Below are 17,998 nucleotides of genomic sequence, written 5' to 3'. Positions count from 1 at the left end.
CATGTATAAAATCATTATCGCTGGTCTTGGATTGTTATGGTCAATAACTAGCCACGGAATGCAGCCCTTAAATTTAATGCCTTATCCCAGTGAGGTGCAACAACAAGCCGGGCATTTTACTTTACCGAGTCAACTTAAGGTCTTCACTCAGCATGTGAGCGAGGCAAGGTGTGAGTTAATCAAAGAGCAGCTAGAACAGCTCCAGCAAGTTGAAGTACTGTGGGTGACAGCTAAAGACCAAGCTAATTTGTTAGTAGAGGTAGAGGGCGTAACACAAGTCATGGAAGTAGGGGGAAAGAGCGGTGAGCTTATCCCCACATTGCACGATAACGAGCAATATCACCTAAGTGTTAGTCCTAGGCTTATCACATTAAAGGCACAAACCGAGCGAGGCATGTTACATGGTGTGCAGACTTTATTGCAATTAGTGAATAGAACTCAGCGCAGCATTCCGGCCGTGGACATTGACGATAAACCACGGTTTGCCTGGCGTGGTTTGTTAATCGACAGTGTGCGCCACTTTATGCCGGTGGATACCATCAAACGCCAACTGCGGGGCATGGCATCGGCCAAACTTAATGTATTACATTGGCATCTCACCGACGATCAAGGCTGGCGTATCGCGTCAAAGGCCTATCCAAAATTACAGCTCTTGGCGTCGGACGGACTTTTTTACACTCAGCAGCAAATTCGTGAGGTAGTACAATACGCCGCCCTCTTGGGCATTCGTGTGGTGCCGGAATTTGATGTACCGGGTCACGCTTCGGCCATCGCCGTGGCTTATCCAGAGCTAATTACTCAGCCCGGACCCTATACAATGCAGCGCCATTGGGGGGTGTTTGAGCCTCTGCTTGATCCTTCCAACCCTCAGGTTTACCAATTTATTGAAACCATCATCAGTGAACTTGCTGAGTTGTTTCCCGACGTTTATGTGCACATTGGTGGTGATGAAATCGAGCCAACACAGTGGCAGCAAAGTCAGGCCGTGCAACACTATATGCAGCAACATCAACTGGCTGACGAGCATCAATTACATGCCTACTTTAATCAGCAAGTACAACAAATATTAAGCAAATACGGCAAACAAATGATGGGTTGGGATGAGGTTTTTGCCACTGACTTACCCAAAGATATTGTGGTGCAATCTTGGCGCGGTTTAGATTCTTTGCAGCACATTGCCTCTAGTGATTATCAGGTTTTACTGTCTACCGGTTATTACGTTGACCAACCTCAAGAGGCGGCCTATCACTATCGTAATGATCCCTTTACTAGTTTCAAACAGCCGAGTTTTAAGACTCAGGATATTAAGCACTGGCAACATTGGCAATTCACCATGCCACGGCTAAAAGGCAGTGCCGTAAGTGGAGAGTTTGTCTTACTCAGCAGTGAGGCCGGCAAACAAGTACTGCTGCGGTTTAATAATCAACAAGCCAGGTTAATCAATGAGTTAGAACCACGAGCTAATCTACAACGTTTTACTGTGGATAGCTGGATGGGGCCCAGTCAATTTGAACTCGATTTAAGCAAAGATGTGATCCAACAAGGCCGTATTTTAATTGGTAATACGCCTTATTCTGTCAGTGGTAATCGGCTTGCTCAGAGCACTGGCAGTAAGGCTCTACCTGCTATGCTGCAAGACTTTGTCGCTGCCTCAAAAGTACCTACAGATTTGCCTAAGTTACACAAAAATATATTAGGTGGTGAGGCCGCTATTTGGAGTGAAATAGTTCGAGCAGATAATCTCGATTTACGTTTATGGCCACGGCTGTATGCCATAGCTGAGCGTTTATGGTCGCCTGCTACTTTGACCGATGAAGATGCTATGTATCGCCGTTTAACGGTAATGCAAACTTATGCCAGCGAAGTCATTGGTTTGGAATTTACCCAGCAACAGCGTGCGGGTTTTAAACAACTTACTTCTCAGGATGCAGACATCGAGCCTTTAATCATTTTGGCCGAAGCTGTAGAGCAAGCTCAGTATTACACTCGCCATCACAGTAAGTTTCAGCACGATAACTATCATCAACTGGTAGAGCTCAATCAATATGTGGATTATTTATCTGCGCAAAGCTTGGGCTTGGTTGAGCTAAAACGGCATATTGAGTTATTTCAGCAGGGTGACCAACAGGCTAAAAAGTTTATTGAGCAACTACTACAAAAATGGCAGAAAAACCTACCCAAGCTAAAACTGCTGATAGCCAACTACCCCAAGTTACATTCCTTAGCTCCGCTTGTTACAACGCTGAGTCAGGTAGTGGATATAGGGCAAAAATTAGTCGCGCAATGTGCAAAGGGAGAGCCTTTAAAACCTGAGCATCAGCGAGATGTACAGCAACAGCTATGGCAAGCCGCTCAATTACAACAAGAGATGGTGGTGAGTTCCGCGTTGGCCATCGAGGCCTTGGCATTTAAATGCCGTGCTTAACTGCCTGATGGCATCCTATGAGAGCAGAGCAACGACAAATGTCGTCATTCGACAAAGTTGTTTTGCACAAAAACTGAAAAGTGTTTATAAAAGAGAAACCTATAGGCAGTATAAAAAACTAGCCTGGATAATATCGGACAAATTGTCGTGTTTGATCACCCCAGTTTGTCGTCTAATAAATTGTTATGCATTTAGGCGAGTTCAATGAGCATCACCAAAGAGCTTGAAAACCTGTACTTTCATGACAGCTCGCTTCGTGGAATCAACGTGTCATTTTCAGATGGGAATGCGCGTAGTTGTGTGCTGGATATTGATTACTACAACTGGGAAGGAAACCAAAAGATTAGGGAATCCGCGCCAAATGATCCTTGGAAGTGGCGGCGGCTAATCTTAAAGTTTGGCTATTTGGCACATATTGAATTTTCAGCGCCAGATCTTGTGAACAGGGCGCAGGATCTGGATGAGGCAGAGCTTGGCTACGCGCTATCAGCCTTCGAAGATGAGTACAAGAAGTTCAAGGTGGAATTCCCTAGAGGGAAATACCCACTGTTTGAAAGCGGCGAAGTGATATCAATCAGATTTACAACGCAGAACTATTCAAGCAGTGAATCAGGTTACCTTTGGGTTGTTGGTAATGATGTCAGTATTGGGTGGGAAGATGCAGATACGCTGGTTGGGCAAATTCATATTCCCATTCAAAATGCATAACAAGGCTATAGTCGCCACTAAAGCGGATGGGACGGCTTACGCTGGGCTCCAGCCGCCCCAAAGCTTTGCGTTAAAAATTCGGTTTATAGTCAAAACCTGCTTCGGCTTCGCTGTCGTTAAAGGTATTTAGTTTGACTTTTTTGTTGAGCAGGCTGTTAACCATTGAATTGGGGAAGACTTCAATGCCGTTATTAAAAGCTTCAACATTTTGATTAAAAATACGAATGGCCGCGCCAATATTTTCTTGTTGTTCGGTAATTTCACGCATTAATTTGCCAAACATTTCATTGGCTTTGAGCTCGGGGTAGGCTTCTACCGCGATATGCATGCCTTGGATTAAATTAAGGGTGGCGCTTTCTACTTCTGCCAGTTTGTTTGTATCCATCTTGTCACTATTTAAACCCCCTAAAGCACTGCGTAAGGCGGCGATTTTTTCTTGTACACCTGATTCAAATTGTTGGTACTGCTCAGTGACGGCTTGTAACTGGGGAATGATTTTGTTTTTTTGTCTCTCCTGAGTAATCACGTTGGCCCAGGCGCGCTGAGCGGCATTAGCACGGCTAATAATACCGTTATAAATGATGATTACACTTAGGATCACTATGCCAACAATGACTAAAAATACTATGCTACCTTCCATATAAAGTCCTTAAGTTTAAAAGTTATTGTCACTGTGACGCAGCAAAGTGTGAATGCGTTGCAGTGTTTGTTGAAGTAAGGGGATTTTTTGATTTTGTTTAATTTCACGTAAAAATGCCGCGGGCTCATCTAAACCATGTTGGCGCTGCCATTTACAAATATTGGGGGTAAATGACATACATAATTGCCCAAGTGAGCTGAACTCTAAATTTAGCCCTGTTAACTCTTTGCCTAGATCTTCTAATTCAACCACTACCGCCGGTTTGAGAAATTTTGCCGCGGCCATTTCACTGTGGGCATTCACTTTAAAACGGCGATTAAATTCTGTGGATGCCGGTTTATAAGTGCTACCAAAAAAACTGCCAAACCAGCTAGAGGAAATGGTAATGCCGCTAACAAATTCAAAGGGTAAATACAGCCCATAACGGTAATGATGGTCATAAACGGTACGAGTACGATGGCGGCCTTTGGAATCGGTCGTACTAACGGTGCGCCGATCAACGTAGTGAAAGGTGTAGGCATGATATTCAAATTGGTGTTCTTGCCCTTGATAATGACCTTTAACTAACCATTGAATTTCACGTAAGTGATTACCTCGTTTAAATTCATTAAATTGCTGAGCTAATTGGGCGGCCAGTCTTTTGCCATGGAAGGGCTCATGTTGCCAGTTGTTATCTAGGTAGACGTCTCGCAGATATAAAGCATCGGACAAACTACTTATTTTGCTACGACGCATAAAAATCAATACGGCAAACACTAAAACCGTTATGCCTGACAGGCCTAGTAACCACATAACAACTGGCGTTTGAGGATTTTCATTTAGATAAAAAAAGCTTACACCTGCAACTAACAAAGCCCCCAACAAACTAAACCAGTAGCGACTGTTGTCGTATTTTAGCGGGCGGCCGAAGGACTCGATTTGATGCAGTATGGCTGTAAGCTCATCACGATTACGCGCCATAACAATCTTATTCTCGAGAGACTTGAGAAAAAGCTGTAGTTGCTGATTAGCAGACGATCCTAGCTTATCCATTGATGTAGTTATTTTCCTGACCACGTATTTTTGCTTAAGCCAACATTAACATTGCTAGAATTTTTCACCAATCTGTCCTCATGTCTCAGAGAAGTACTTAAGTTGATTTATGTTGATAATGCTGCACAAACATTGCCACGTTACTTTTAATAATCATTTGGCGTTGCTCGCGATAATCATGTAACTGGAACAATACTGGCCAAAAAGCAAAGGCTTTACACAAACCCCAAAATTGAGTTTCGGCTACTTTTAAATCACTGATCTTTAACGCACCACTGGCATTAGCTTGTTGTAAAAATCGTGGTAGACCTTGTTCTTGATCGTTAACTTGCTGAATAACCTGATCCATCATTTGCGGTTGGCGAATAAATTCAGCCATGAGCACGCGTGCTTTTTCGATAAAGTCAGATTGCAGATACAGATCCCACATGGCAGAAGCAATGATTTCTAGTTGTTCTTCCACCGGTTGCGTGGCATCAAATTGCTGGTTGGCAACGCGTTTACTCTGTTGCCAAAAAGATTCCATGACAGCCTGAAACAATAATTCTTTGCTAGCAAAATGATTATAAACCGTGCGTTTAGAGGCATTTGCCCTTTCGGCAATGGCGTCCATGCTGGCGCCAGCAAAACTTTTATCTTTAAATTCCGCTAATGCGGCTAACAATATGTCCTGCCGTTTTTGCTCAGACCGACTTAGATTTTCCACAACTTTAGGCCTCAATTTCGAACTTACAAAAATATTACACTAATCAGTTTACTTTTTCATTATTATAACTACACTACACAGTGTAGTTTATTTGTGTTTGGCAAAAGGGCATCAAAATGACTAAATCAATGTACGCTAAAACATCGCACAATTTACCCAAGTCAAAAGACGCCAATGCTACCTTTGGCCGTGTTTTGTGGCGTTATCTGACGCAAAAAGTAGCCGATAAAACTCCTATTACACTGTTGCCTGTGCAACAGCCTGATTTATCTGGTGATCACGATATTTTGGTGAAAATCAGCCATAGCACGGTATTAATGCGGTTGGATGGTCAGTTTGTCTTAACCGATCCGGTGTTTTCCAAACGTGCCTCTCCTCTACAATTTGTAGGACCCAAACGTTTTCACAACTTGCCACTCACCGTTGCTGAACTACCCCGACTTGATGTGGTGTTAATTAGTCATGACCACTACGACCATTTGGATAAAGCCAGTATTAGAGCCTTGGCTGCCAAAACTGCCATGTTTGTTGTGCCAACTGGGGTAGACCAACATTTACGGCGTTTTGGCATCCCTGCAAACAAGATTGTGGTGCTCGATTGGTGGCAGCAAGTAAGTTTAGGTTCGCTGACCTTGCATGCCACCCCAGCCCAGCATTTTTCTGGCCGCGGTTTGTTTGATAAAAACCAAACCAAATGGGCTTCCTTTGTCATCGAATCGAGCCGCCGCAAGATCTTTTTCAGTGGTGACAGTGGGTATTTTCGTGGCTTTGCTGAAATTGGTAGTCATTTTGGTGGCTTTGATCTGTCTTTAATCGAAACCGGTGCATATGATGAAATGTGGGCTGATATACACATGCAACCAGAGCAAAGCTTACGGGCCCATTTAGACTTAAAAGCTCGTTTTATGCTACCGATACATAACAGCAGCTTTGATTTAGCCATGCATGCTTGGTATGAACCCTTGCAGCGTTTAGCTAATGCCGCTGAGACTTATGATGTACCTTTAATCACTCCTCAATTTGGTGCTGTGGTGAGTCTTGGTAATCTAGCATTGGGTGTTGAGCAACATGGTTATTGGTGGCAAGACCTTATGCCTCCTGAGACATTGCAAAACACTGAGGCGGTGTGGTTAGCTGTTTGAAACTTTGTTTGCTTATATAGTGCGTCAAAAGGGCTGGGGCAGGTGATTTTCATTGCTTCATTGGTTTGTGGATGTAAAAACTCCAGTTCAACCGCGTGCAGTAGTAATCTTGGTGACATAGCCTGAGTTTCTGTTGTGCCGTAAAGATCGCAGCCTAATATAGGATGTTGTATGGCTTGGCTGTGAATACGCAATTGATGAGTGCGGCCAGTCAAAGGCGTAAACAATACACGAGTTGATTCAGGGTTTTGCAAACGCTCTACTACTCGATAATGGCTGGAAGCTGGTTTGCCTGTTAATTCACATACTTTAAGGCGCGGAAAATTGCTTGGATCTTTGGCAATGCTGAGCTCGATACAAGCAGAATCTTCAAGCACATGACCGGCTAATATCGCCTCGTAACGTTTGATCACAGTGCGCTGTTGAAACTGCTTGGTTAATTGGGCATTCACTTCTTTGCTTTTAGCCAACAACATAATGCCCGAAGTCCCAAAATCTAAGCGATGAGCAAGAGTAACAGTGGGAAACTGCTCTACTAAACGATGGTGGACCGAGTCTTTATTCAGCGGATTTTTGCCCGATAAACTGAGTAAACCGCTGGGTTTATTGATCAGTAAAATATGTTCGTCCTGCCACAAGATCTTTATGTGCTCATGGCAGGGAGGGGCGACAAAGTTGTCGATGACGGACATAGTATAAGTATCCAATACGATCTACTTAACCTAGCGTGCACAAATTTACGAATTTATGTACAGCCTTAGGTAAAGAGGTTTGATAGCGCTAAACAGCTTATCGCTCTTTATGTGTAAAGCAAATAGAGGAAAAGTCTTTGGATGATTTCGTTTAGCTTTAAATTAGCGGAAGGTAATCTGCAATGCACTTTTCAGTCGCAAATGAGGATGATTAAACGAATCTTGCATTGAGCACGGTTAATTTGTATTCAGCGAGTTTACTATAGGGTTGCTGCTATCCGACAACCCTATAGCCAAACACAACTTAAAAATGGTATTGCAGGTTAAGGGTCACGTTTTTAGGTGCACCATAACGATATTGATCAAAAAATCCAATTTGGCTGTAATACTTCTCGTCTAACAGATTATTCAGGTTTAATTGAACTTGAGTCCGTTCGTTAATGGCATATTTGGCCATTAAATTCACTACTGTGTAAGCATCTTGGTCAATACGGATTGTGCCGTTTTCAGAATAAGTATCATCTTGCCAGTTGAGGCCACCTCCAATGGTTAAGGCGGGTAGCAGGTCGAGTAAGTTGTAAGTGGTGAATAATTTAAATTGTTTGCGTGGATGATCAGCATTAACCTCTGTTCCACCGGCATCTTCAGCGTTAAATTGGGTATAACCAGCGTTGATGTTCCAACCATCTATGGGTTCACCTACGATTTCGATTTCAAAACCTTCACTCACCGTACCTTGGGCTGCATACTGAGCTTGGGTATTCACCGTGCCGGGCACGATATAACCGACGTCTGTCTGTCCAAGGTTATCTTGGTCAATGCGAAACAGCGCAAATGATGTGTGCAGACGGTCGTTTAAGTGTGTGCTTTTGAGGCCAATTTCATAACTTTTGCCTTCTTTAGGAGCGAGGTAGTCGCCATTTCTATCTTGAGCGTTTTGTGGCTGAAATATCTCTGTGTAACTGGCATAAATACGGTACGTTTGGTTTAAGTCGTATAAGGCGCCAGCGTAAGGAATAAATACACCAGTATCACCAAAATCCGTTACGGTATCATAGCTAACGCCGGTTCTTTGCCAACTAGCAATACGACCACCCACAATCACTTTAAAGGCATCCGATAGGTGAATACGTGTTGCGCCATACACTCCCTTTTGCTCGGTATCCATGGCTTCGGCGATGGATGATTCATTTGACCAATTTGGCTCAGGAAACACGCCGTCCCATTGGTAAAAGTTACCTACGGGCAAAAAGGCATTATCCAAGGGTGCAAAAGTCACGGTATCGGCACTTTGGTCACTAATCAAGGCACCAATAACAAAGTCGTGCTCAACGTCAAAGAATTTGTATTGTCCTTTCAGCTGCATATCAAAACTGTCTTGTTTACTTTCCCCTTCACTTTTGTAAGGCCAAGAGGAAAGACCTTCGCCGGTGATTTTATCTAAGGTGCCAAAGAGGTAAAGTAATTCAGTACTTTGTTCGTATTTAAGATTGTTGTAGTTGATAACCAATTCCATACCATTCGAAAATTGGTGATGTAGATTGGCAAAAAAGTTGGTGCCTGTTGTTTCCCACTGAGTCCATTGCGCGGCAGTGGTTTTGGATACATCCCAGTCTGTCATCGTACCGTCAGTAAAAAAGGTCGGTAAAGCCCCCCAGGTTGGGGCGGTAGGATCATTATTTTGGTAACTGGCACCAACACGCAATAAGGTGCTCGACGATAAGTCGGCTTCGACCACCCCATAAAGTACTACTTTGGTGTTTTCGTAGAGATCTTCATACGACTCACCATCCTCGTATTTGGCCACTATACGCCCGCGTACCGAACCCTCTTGATTCAGGCTACTTGCCAGATCGGTGGTTAATTCGCGATTATTCCAACTGCCAATTGCAGCGTTAACGTAACCGGTAAATTCGCTGCTATCCGCGTGTTTTCGCACTAAGTTAATCGAGCCAGAAGGGTCACCTGCGCCGGTTAATAGACCAGTCGCGCCACGCACAAACTCCACGCGTTCATAGATAGATACATCAACAATGGTTTCGCCAGAATCACCAGCTAAACTCCAAGACAATGGCACGCCGTCGATTTGGTAACTGTTTACGTCAAATCCACGTGCTCGAATAGTATGGCGAATTTTATCGACTTCTTTAGACGATACGCCAACGGCGTTGGTCACTGTGTCAACAATTGAATCCAGGGCCTGATCTTGAATGCGTAACTCAGTCATTACGCTGACCGATTGAGGTGTTTCACGCAAAGTAAGCCCTAAACCTGTTGCCGTATCAATTACTTCACTGACAGTGTAGTTGCCCGTTACCGTAACTTTTTCTATCTCATTCGAAGCAGTTGCGTTTTCGTTGGCTACAGCAGACAAACTGCCTAAAGCTAAACTAACGGCACAAGTGAGAGGTAACAGTGTAAATCGAGAGCCTTGCATTATGTAAAACACCTTTTTCAGTAAATTATAAAAACCGTAATGAGAATGATTATCAATAAAATGAAGTTAAAAGTACAGAGGAAATCTAAAATTTGCTGAATTCAAACGAAAATCTGAGTTATAAGTTCACGCCTTTAATAGGTTTTTCAGTCGCATTGTTTTGCAAATGCTAATGATTCCTATTAAACTCTAGGTTCTTAAATAGTATGATCTAACAGTGAATAGAGATGAAAGTGGGAGCGGTAAAAATAAATGGTCAAAGTAAGTAACCGCTTTTGGTTTCAATTACATGGTTGGTTTTCGTTGCCCGTTTGGTTGCTGTTTTGTTTTGTGTGCGTAAGCGGCACCATTGCAGTGGTGAGCCATGAACTAACCTGGTTAACTAACCCCTTGGCGCGAGCCGACAACCCGCATAATCTACCGACTAAATCAGTGGCTGAGTTAGTCGCTATTGTTGAGCAAGCTTATCCCACCGCCGATGTGGGTAGTGTTATCGCCTTGGAGTCTTATTTGGCAAATTCGGTTATTTTTACCGACAGTGATAAACCCTATGCCATTGCTTACGTAAACCAATACACCGGTGAGATTCAGCAAATTAATCAAGATATGACGTTTATTAATTTTATGCGCTCATTGCACAGTTGGTTATTGTTTCCTTGGCCTGGAAATTACAGCATTGGTTATTATCTGGTTAACAGCATGGCTTTTGTGATGTTGGGAGCGTTAGTCACTGGCCTTATTATTTATAAGAATTTCTGGCGGGCTTTTTTACAACCTAAAATTCGTACCAATCAAGGGAAAAAAACACTGCTAAGCGATTTACATCGTTTAGCTGGCGTTTGGTCAATCTGGTTTTTAATGCTCATGACTGCCACGGGTTTATGGTATTTAGTGCAGGCCGTGATGTGGCATAATGACATTGATATTGAGCCCCATGCACCCATTGCCGATATATCACAAGTACCGTTTAATATTACTGAAAAACCCCAGCCACTTGTTTCTCTTGATGGCGCTTTACTGATGGCAACCCAGCGCTTTGCCGATTTTAAACCCAGCTATATTATGTTGCCTGAACATCAACGCGATACTTACAAGTTGGTCGGCTCTGGTGACTATGTGTTTTATGATCAATATGCTTATAACTTGGTGATCAACCCTTGGACTGGCGAAATTGAACAAGAAATCTCACCAGCCAATATGAATACCCTACAAACCATTATGCATATTGCCGATCCGCTACATTATGGAACGGTGGGGGGGATCTGGACCAAGTTAATCTGGTTAGTTTTTGGCTTAATTTTGAGTGGCATGTCGATAACAGGCTTTTTAATGTGGGGCAGTCGTACTGTCAGAGCAGCAAAAACAAGTGATGTAACAGACAAGCAATTATCAGCAGGAATTAATTAATGGCCCGTTTACAACGTTCATTTTGGCAACGGCATCGATTTAAGCTCAATGGTTTGATCTTGATTTTACCGATTTGGTTTTATTATGAATCTTTACACCCTGAATTTCCGCCTGCTTTAGCTGCACAGAACATCGGTAGTTATCAGATTACGCCCATGCCATTTAATTTAAAGGCGCCTTACGCCCACGATGGCTCTTTTGTGAAAGATTTTTTATTGATATTTAGTCAAGGCGATATTGCTCAGATCCGTCAGGCCTACCTGAATATCGGTGAGCAGCCATTACCTATTGAACAATTGCAGCAAGGCAGTGATGGAATTTTGCATGGTAGTCGTCACGGCCAGCATGTGCATGCTATTGCACCGCATAAAATCCAGCCCCAGCATAAAGTGTGGTTAACCATGCAAGATTGGCAGGGTGAACTTTTGGTGACCAGTTGGGATGTACCGGCGACGTTATTACTTTAGTGTTGAGCGCCTAGAATTTGCATGTCTTGGTTGTATAACGCGACCAGTAATACTTCACCCTGTTGATTAACCCTAAATTCGCCATATTCTGCCGCTTCGTATATCTGTGCACTGCCTTCGGCAAAAAAGAAGGCATTAGTGGCAAATTTAACTCTGCCATCTCGGACGCGATACTGTAATTTACGTTGCTTAACGGTAATGGTTTGGCCATTATCTAATGCCACAAAGCTGGCACGTCCTTGTTCATCCAGTTGCACTATCACTTTGCCCTCACTGCGCTTTGAATTCGTTGCCAAAAAAGAGTGAGACTCCGCTTCAGGTAAGGCGCTATCAATGTCATCTGCTAACTCAAAACGCAGCGCCATATAATCACCTTGCATTAATGAACGGGGATCAACCGGTGCCAGCTTTAACTTGACCACTTCACCTTGAGCTAAATGCTGCTCTTTGACATAGATTGAGCCATTGATCAGTCCTAGTGCTAGTAGCAAACCCACTATTGCGATGATTTTATTCATGAGTTTGAGCTCCCGCTGCCAACTTTTGCTGTTGCCACAGTGATAGTCCTTTAACCAATATCAACAGAGTCAGTCCCAGAATAACTAGGCTAAATGATTTTTGGTTTAATGTTATTTCAAGGGAGTAATAGTATTTAGCGATGTAGTACAAAGCGGACATTATTCCTAAACCCGTGAGTACGCGGTGGCTGGCGGCAAAACCCAATACTATCAGCATCATGGCAGCAATAAGGCCGGGAGCCTGCATAGAGGCTAAACCAATGAGTAAAGTGGCGGCTAAACAGAATAGCGATTCTGTTGACGAAAAAGTCACTTGATAGCGTTTTAACAAGATGACAGCGACATACAACAGGATCAAACAGTTCAGACCTTCGTCTAACCATTGGCTTAAATGCGTGTCACTAACAACGTCGTTATGCTCCCGCCACAACCACTCGAGGGTGGTGGCACTTTTAATCATGATGAGACTTAGAGTCAGGCCATAAGCCATAGCTCTAAAACGTGGGATGTGCTGTTTGACTTGAAACTCATGCAACCACAACCAAGCGCAAACAAACATAATAATGCTACTAAATAGGGCGGGCAAACCCACTAAAGCCATAAAAACACTGAAAGCATAGGCCCCAAGAAAGGCAGAAAACACTCGATGCAGAAAGCTCGGCATAAACCACGCAAGTAACATTTGTGTTACTGCCCCGAGCAACCAAATTTCTTTATTTTTCAATTCGAAGTGCTCAAGCAAAGCCCATGCAATTAAGATTTGCCCTGTCAGACTAAGCGCTAGACCAATATGTTCCAAAAATTCAGACTGAGGAGACCTTAAAATAAAATACGCTGTTAGCAACATGGCAAGGCCGAGTAAGGCTCTTACAACTGTATTGTCGGTTATATCAATTAAGGTTATGGCGAAAAAGCCAAAGAAAAACAAGGCGGCTAACCAGCCAGCAAGGGCTAACAGTACTTTTATGTACCAAGGTGATTGGTTTTGTTGTGGCAAAGTCGTTTGCTTTATTAGCAGTTGATTTTGCGTGAGTAGCTCAAGAAGTTGTGCTGATTGAGTCACTATTGAAACTCCTTCATCAGTTTTTTAAGCCAAACTGCAGCAGCACTTGTCAGGCCAATAGTCAGAAGAAACAACAAAATAAACATATTGCCGTCATCGATATGTTTTAAAATGTTGGCGCTCCACCCCACTACAATGACTACGCCTGATAAGCAGCCGAGCGCTAACATAAACAGGTCGGGTCGAATTTTACGGTAAACCACATAGGTCATTACCATCAAAAATACCCAAACAGCGCCACCTAACCAGGAAGTGTTGTATGAAAATATCGCCATCAAAGCGAGGGCATTGGCACAAAAAATGGTGGCGATAGCAAGTAGGCGTCCAGCCCAAGACTGGTTAAGCCAAGCGTAGTTAACGCGACATAATTCCCACATGATTAAACTTAAATAGTTCAAGCTCAAAAGACACCAAAATAGGCTTTCATCTCTGTTAATGCCAAAAGGTAATAATGTGCCTAGGGCATCATGATAAAGAACAAGACTGAGATTGAGTAAGGCTAAAAACATCATCCATAAAGGGCTAAAGCGCGAGATAATTACCCAAGGTAAACCTAGTAAGGCCCAATTAAAAAAGAGCTGCCATGGATCAGCACCAGTTTGATAAGTTTGGCCAAAGTAGGCCATCAGCGCGCCGAGTAGGATAAAAGCACTCGTCAGGGATATTTGACTAAGTAAAGTGTGGGTTTTTGACCGCAGGTAAATAATAATTGGCGCCACAACCAGCAATTGTAACAACACAAACTTAATCAAACGGCTCATGTCTTGCCAGTTGGCCGCCACAAAAAATATCACTCCACAGGCGATGGCCAAGGCACCAAAGCACAATAGTAGTTTACTTAAAAAGCCATACCAATTTGGGGCCGGTGGATAAACTTGGCTAACAAACATCGCTGTTTCAATGTCTTGTTGAGCGATGTGATCTTGTTCTATGAGTTGGCTCATCACTTCACGTTGCTGCATGTAAAGTCCTTTTGTGGAATATAACATCCGCACCATTGGCGGCAACTTTGATTGCAAGCTTAGCTTAAGTCAATTTAACCAAGGAGATATATTTAAAACTGTATGGAAGATAAATCGTGAAGTAAAAAAAGCCCGCATAACTATGCGGGCTTAGGATAAGTTTTATCACATAGTGACAAACTCTTCAGATGACGTGGGATGGATGGCCACACAGGCATCAAAATCAGCCTTAGTGGCACCCATTTTCATGGCGACACCAAAACCTTGAATGATCTCATCCATGGCATAACCTATGCCGTGTAAACCTACTACTTTTTGCTGTTTACCGACGCAGACCAATTTCATTTTTGTCATTTGTCGATTGCTGGTAACCGCGGTGTACATGGCGGCAAAGCTTGAGTTATACACGGTGATATTGTCTTTGCCATATTTTTCGATGGCTTCGGGTTCGGTTAAACCTATGGTACCAATGGGCGGGTGGCTGAATACTACTGTAGGAATTAACTCATAATCCATGTGAGCACTGCTTTGGCCATTAAACAAACGTTCAGACAATAAACGCCCAGCTTTAACCGCAACGGGGGTTAATTCAACTTTACCAATGTTGTCGCCTACCGCATAAACACCATCAATATTCGTATTTTGAAATTTATCAACCTTGATATAACCCTTGTCATCGAGCTCTACACCGATTTTATCCAAACCAATTTTGTCGTTCGCGGGTTCACGGCCAATGGCCCAAATGACACAATCGGTTTCAATGGATTCACCGTTTTCAAAGGTGATAGTCAATGAGCTATCAGCATTTTTAACAATTTTTGATGGTGTTGCATGAGTGTGTAAAGTGGGGCCATGTTGCGCCATTAACTCTACTAAGGTTTCTGATATTGCAGGATCAAAATTACGTAAAGGAGCATGTTTGCGCACCACTAGATGGGTGTCGGTACCTAGGGCGTGCATGACGCCAGCTAACTCAACAGCAATGTAACCTGCACCCACTACCACAGCGCGCTTAGGCTGTTCATTCAGCGCAAAAAAACCGTTGGAATCTATACCAAGTTCAGTACCTGGTATTTGTGGTTGCACCGGACGGCCGCCGGTAGCAATTAAGATGTGTTTAGCGGTGTATTGCTTGCCGTTTACCTCAACAGTGTTTTTATCCACAAAAGTGGCAAAACCATTGATCACGGTAATTTTGTTATTGCCTAATACTCGATCATAAGAGCCATGTATGCGTTTAATATAAGCCTCACGGCTAGCGACAAGCTTGGCCCAGTCGAATTTATTCACGGTCACATCAAAACCATAATCAGGTGCATAAAGATTGATGGCTTCGGCAACTTGCGCGCCATACCACATGGCTTTTTTGGGTACACAACCGACATTAACGCAGGTACCACCAATGGCTTTAGCCTCAATTAATGCTACCCGTTGACCATGTTTAGATGCTCGATTGGCCGACGCAATGCCACCACTGCCGCCGCCAATACAAATGTAATCGAAGTCTGTTGTTTGATTGCTGTCTTGTTGTGTCATGTTATTTACCTTACAAAGTGATCTAAATAATGCCAATTACCTTAATGACATTAGGTTTAAATTAACAGCTTAAAAAATCAATCAGTTTAATCGCTTAATTGTGCGTAGACAGGTAGTAGTATGATTGTATTTTGTTTTTAGGCTTGTATTTTGACTCTGCAAACCCAACTTCTAAGCTATCAGGACTGACTAAGAGCCCAATTATGACCGCACAAACAAGCAATCCCTTACAAGATTTATCCGGTTTACCGCCATTTTCAAAAATATTACCCGAGCACATTCAACCGGCAGTAATCCAAGCCATCGAAAAGTGCAAAAACACCATCATTAAATGTCTGGATCAAAACAGCTATAGCTGGGCCAATTTGGTTGCGCCGATAGAAGAAATCGACGATCAATTAAGTAAAATTTGGTCACCGGTTTCTCATATGAACTCGGTCGTTAGTAACGATGCTTTGCGTGAAGCTCATGATGCGTGTTTACCGGCTTTATCTGAGTTTTCAACTTGGGTTGGGCAAAATAGCGAGCTTTATAATGCTTATGTGCAAATTCAGCAAAGCACGGAATTTGCTAGTTTAAGCCAAGCACAACAAAAAGTAATTGAATACGCTATCCGTGACTTTCAACTATCCGGTGTGGCGCTCGATGAGCAAAAGAAACAACGTTATGCCGAGATCCAAAGTCGCCAGTCTGACTTAGGTTCGACCTTTAGCAACAATGTGATGGATGCCACGCTGGGTTGGCAAAAACACATCACAGATGAAAGTTTATTGGCAGGTTTGCCAGAGTCAGCTATGGGTGCGGCAGCACAAGCGGCAGAGCAAAAAGAACTTAGCGGCTGGTTGTTTACCTTAGATATACCCAGTTATTTGCCCGTCATGACTTACGCTGACAATCGCGAATTACGCGAAGAGATGTATCGTGCGTACGCGACTCGCGCCTCTGAGCAAGGTCCTAATGCGGGGCAGTGGGACAATACCGCCAACATCAATGAAACCCTGAGTTTGCGTCAGGAAGAAGCTCAACTGCTTGATTTTGCCAACTACGCTGAGTATTCGCTGGCCAGCAAAATGGCGAACTCTACCGAACAGGTAAATGGTTTTTTACATGACTTAGCTAAACGCTCTAAACCTCAGGCACAGCAAGATATGGCGGACCTGCGCTCCTATGCTCAGGAGCATTATGGTGTCAGTGAATTAGCGTCGTGGGATATTGCTTATTACAGCGAAAAACTTAAAGAGCAAACCTATAAAATATCTGATGAACAACTGCGTCCGTATTTCCCAGAGGCTAAAGTAGTCAGTGGTTTATTTGAAGTGGTAAAACGTTTGTATGGCTTAAGCATTACGCCGGTGGCAAATGTTGATACCTGGCACAAAGATGTCAGTTATTACGACATCTTTGATAACAAAGGTGAGCTACGTGGTAGTTTTTACTTTGATTTATATGCTCGTGCTAAAAAACGTGGTGGTGCATGGATGGATGTTTGCCACACTCGCCGCATCAAAGCTGATGGTACCTTGCAAGCTCCAGTTGCGTATTTAACTTGTAACTTTAATGGCCCAGTGGGCAAGAAACCGGCGTTGTTTACTCATGACGAAGTAGTGACTTTGTTCCACGAATTTGGTCATGGCATTCACCATATGCTGACTAAAATTGATGTGGGCGGGGTATCAGGCATAAGCGGTGTAGCTTGGGATGCAGTGGAATTACCCAGTCAATTTTTAGAAAACTGGTGCTGGCAGCCCGAAGCCTTGAGCTTTATCTCTGGCCATTTTGAGACAGGCGAGCCACTGCCTCAGGTTTTGCTCGACAACATGCTAGCGGCACGTAATTTTCAGTCGGCAATGCAAATGGCTAGGCAGTTAGAATTTAGTCTGTTTGACTTTAATTTACACGAGCAGTTTGTGGATGCCGAGCAAACCAAGGTGCAAGATATCTTAGATAAGGTTCGTGCCGAAGTGGCGGTGAACATTCCACCAAGCTTTAATCGGTTCCAAAACAGCTTTGGTCATATTTTTGCTGGTGGTTATGCCGCTGGCTATTACAGCTACAAATGGGCAGAAGTTTTATCATCTGATGCTTTTAGCCGTTTTGAAGAAGAAGGCATTTTTAATCCACAAACCGGTTACGATTTTTTAACTAACATCCTTGAAATGGGTGGCAGTAAAGAGCCAATGGAGTTATTTGTCGCTTTCAGAGGGCGTGAACCGGAAGTCGATGCTTTATTGCGCCACTCAGGTATTGCAGCTTAAACCGGTGA

15 protein-coding genes are annotated in these 17,998 nt (G+C 43.3%); 6 read left to right on the top strand and 9 right to left on the bottom strand.

Annotated features, from left to right (window positions below; translation table 11 throughout):
• The first annotated feature begins 1 nt into the window (after nt 1).
• Together AX660_RS05795 and AX660_RS05790 are read left to right on the top strand one after the other, a co-directional pair.
• Complete coding sequence (locus AX660_RS05795) at nt 2–2,425, top strand: family 20 glycosylhydrolase (RefSeq protein WP_068373836.1); 2,424 nt, start codon at nt 2–4, stop codon at nt 2,423–2,425.
• Between the two features lie 204 nt (nt 2,426–2,629).
• Nucleotides 2,630–3,133, top strand: a complete 504-nt coding sequence (locus AX660_RS05790) for a hypothetical protein (protein WP_068373832.1) — start codon at nt 2,630–2,632, stop codon at nt 3,131–3,133.
• A 70-nt stretch (nt 3,134–3,203) separates the two neighbouring features.
• Here the strand turns inward: AX660_RS05790 and AX660_RS05785 are convergent, their stop codons facing one another.
• From AX660_RS05785 to AX660_RS05775, 3 genes are all read right to left on the bottom strand, one after another.
• Nucleotides 3,204–3,773, bottom strand: coding sequence for a LemA family protein (locus AX660_RS05785; protein ID WP_068373829.1), 570 nt, complete (start codon nt 3,771–3,773; stop codon nt 3,204–3,206).
• Between the two features lie 15 nt (nt 3,774–3,788).
• Nucleotides 3,789–4,805 carry a hypothetical protein gene (locus tag AX660_RS05780; protein WP_068373824.1) on the bottom strand — a complete coding sequence of 339 codons (1,017 nt, stop codon included), beginning with the start codon at nt 4,803–4,805 and terminating at the stop codon, nt 3,789–3,791.
• A 97-nt stretch (nt 4,806–4,902) separates the two neighbouring features.
• Nucleotides 4,903–5,511 carry a TetR/AcrR family transcriptional regulator gene (locus AX660_RS05775; protein WP_131811759.1) on the bottom strand — a complete coding sequence of 203 codons (609 nt, stop codon included), beginning with the start codon at nt 5,509–5,511 and terminating at the stop codon, nt 4,903–4,905.
• A 116-nt stretch (nt 5,512–5,627) separates the two neighbouring features.
• Between AX660_RS05775 and AX660_RS05770 the strand changes: the two genes are divergently transcribed.
• Nucleotides 5,628–6,653, top strand: coding sequence for an MBL fold metallo-hydrolase (locus tag AX660_RS05770; protein ID WP_082768751.1), 1,026 nt, complete (start codon nt 5,628–5,630; stop codon nt 6,651–6,653).
• Here AX660_RS05770 and AX660_RS05765 read toward each other — a convergent pair.
• A complete protein-coding gene (locus tag AX660_RS05765) occupies nt 6,584–7,345 on the bottom strand; it encodes an RluA family pseudouridine synthase (protein WP_068373813.1) in 762 nt (253 codons plus the stop codon). The genes AX660_RS05770 and AX660_RS05765 overlap by 70 nt on opposite strands.
• 304 nt (nt 7,346–7,649) lie before the next feature.
• Nucleotides 7,650–9,782: a TonB-dependent siderophore receptor gene (locus AX660_RS05760; RefSeq protein WP_068373809.1), complete on the bottom strand. Its 2,133-nt coding sequence runs from the start codon at nt 9,780–9,782 to the stop codon at nt 7,650–7,652.
• Between the two features lie 252 nt (nt 9,783–10,034).
• Between AX660_RS05760 and AX660_RS05755 the strand changes: the two genes are divergently transcribed.
• Both AX660_RS05755 and AX660_RS05750 read left to right on the top strand, forming a co-directional pair.
• Nucleotides 10,035–11,189 (top strand): PepSY-associated TM helix domain-containing protein, encoded by a 1,155-nt coding sequence (locus AX660_RS05755; protein ID WP_068373806.1) that lies wholly within the window; start codon nt 10,035–10,037, stop codon nt 11,187–11,189.
• Entirely contained in the window at nt 11,189–11,656 is a 468-nt protein-coding gene (locus AX660_RS05750) for a hypothetical protein (protein WP_068373802.1), read from the top strand. The genes AX660_RS05755 and AX660_RS05750 overlap by 1 nt, the downstream gene beginning before the upstream one ends.
• Here AX660_RS05750 and AX660_RS05745 read toward each other — a convergent pair.
• The 4 genes from AX660_RS05745 to gorA form a co-directional block, all read right to left on the bottom strand.
• Complete coding sequence (locus AX660_RS05745) at nt 11,653–12,174, bottom strand: GDYXXLXY domain-containing protein (RefSeq protein ID WP_068373799.1); 522 nt, start codon at nt 12,172–12,174, stop codon at nt 11,653–11,655. The genes AX660_RS05750 and AX660_RS05745 overlap by 4 nt on opposite strands.
• A complete protein-coding gene (locus AX660_RS05740; RefSeq protein WP_068373793.1) occupies nt 12,167–13,237 on the bottom strand; it encodes a DUF4401 domain-containing protein in 1,071 nt (356 codons plus the stop codon). The genes AX660_RS05745 and AX660_RS05740 overlap by 8 nt, the downstream gene beginning before the upstream one ends.
• The gene (locus AX660_RS05735; RefSeq protein WP_068373790.1) at nt 13,237–14,199 is read right to left on the bottom strand and encodes a DUF2157 domain-containing protein; all 963 of its coding nucleotides are present in this window, start codon (nt 14,197–14,199) and stop codon (nt 13,237–13,239) included. Before AX660_RS05735 ends, AX660_RS05740 begins: the two co-directional genes overlap by 1 nt.
• A 165-nt stretch (nt 14,200–14,364) precedes the next feature.
• Nucleotides 14,365–15,735, bottom strand: coding sequence for a glutathione-disulfide reductase (gene gorA, locus AX660_RS05730; RefSeq protein WP_068373787.1), 1,371 nt, complete (start codon nt 15,733–15,735; stop codon nt 14,365–14,367).
• 203 nt (nt 15,736–15,938) lie between these two features.
• On the opposite strand from gorA, the gene prlC reads away from it, so the two are divergent.
• A complete protein-coding gene (prlC, locus tag AX660_RS05725) occupies nt 15,939–17,990 on the top strand; it encodes an oligopeptidase A (RefSeq protein WP_068373784.1) in 2,052 nt (683 codons plus the stop codon).
• The last annotated feature ends 8 nt before the right edge of the window (nt 17,991–17,998 follow it).

Source organism: Paraglaciecola hydrolytica (genome assembly GCF_001565895.1).
Lineage (GTDB): Bacteria > Pseudomonadota > Gammaproteobacteria > Enterobacterales > Alteromonadaceae > Paraglaciecola > Paraglaciecola hydrolytica.
The sequence above is the reverse complement of the archived record's forward strand: the minus strand, read 5'-3'. Positions and strand labels throughout refer to the sequence as shown.

Excerpts from the sequence above, each read along its gene's own strand:
- AX660_RS05795 (WP_068373836.1), top strand. The coding sequence starts at position 2 with ATGTATAAAATCATTATCGCTGGTCTTGGATTGTTATGGTCAATAACT.
- AX660_RS05790 (WP_068373832.1), top strand. The coding sequence starts at position 2,630 with ATGAGCATCACCAAAGAGCTTGAAAACCTGTACTTTCATGACAGCTCG.
- AX660_RS05785 (WP_068373829.1), bottom strand. The coding sequence starts at position 3,773 with ATGGAAGGTAGCATAGTATTTTTAGTCATTGTTGGCATAGTGATCCTA.
- AX660_RS05780 (WP_068373824.1), bottom strand. The coding sequence starts at position 4,805 with ATGGATAAGCTAGGATCGTCTGCTAATCAGCAACTACAGCTTTTTCTC.
- AX660_RS05770 (WP_082768751.1), top strand. The coding sequence starts at position 5,628 with ATGACTAAATCAATGTACGCTAAAACATCGCACAATTTACCCAAGTCA.
- AX660_RS05765 (WP_068373813.1), bottom strand. The coding sequence starts at position 7,345 with ATGTCCGTCATCGACAACTTTGTCGCCCCTCCCTGCCATGAGCACATA.
- AX660_RS05760 (WP_068373809.1), bottom strand. The coding sequence starts at position 9,782 with ATGCAAGGCTCTCGATTTACACTGTTACCTCTCACTTGTGCCGTTAGT.
- AX660_RS05755 (WP_068373806.1), top strand. The coding sequence starts at position 10,035 with ATGGTCAAAGTAAGTAACCGCTTTTGGTTTCAATTACATGGTTGGTTT.
- AX660_RS05750 (WP_068373802.1), top strand. The coding sequence starts at position 11,189 with ATGGCCCGTTTACAACGTTCATTTTGGCAACGGCATCGATTTAAGCTC.
- AX660_RS05745 (WP_068373799.1), bottom strand. The coding sequence starts at position 12,174 with ATGAATAAAATCATCGCAATAGTGGGTTTGCTACTAGCACTAGGACTG.
- AX660_RS05735 (WP_068373790.1), bottom strand. The coding sequence starts at position 14,199 with ATGCAGCAACGTGAAGTGATGAGCCAACTCATAGAACAAGATCACATC.
- gorA (WP_068373787.1), bottom strand. The coding sequence starts at position 15,735 with ATGACACAACAAGACAGCAATCAAACAACAGACTTCGATTACATTTGT.
- prlC (WP_068373784.1), top strand. The coding sequence starts at position 15,939 with ATGACCGCACAAACAAGCAATCCCTTACAAGATTTATCCGGTTTACCG.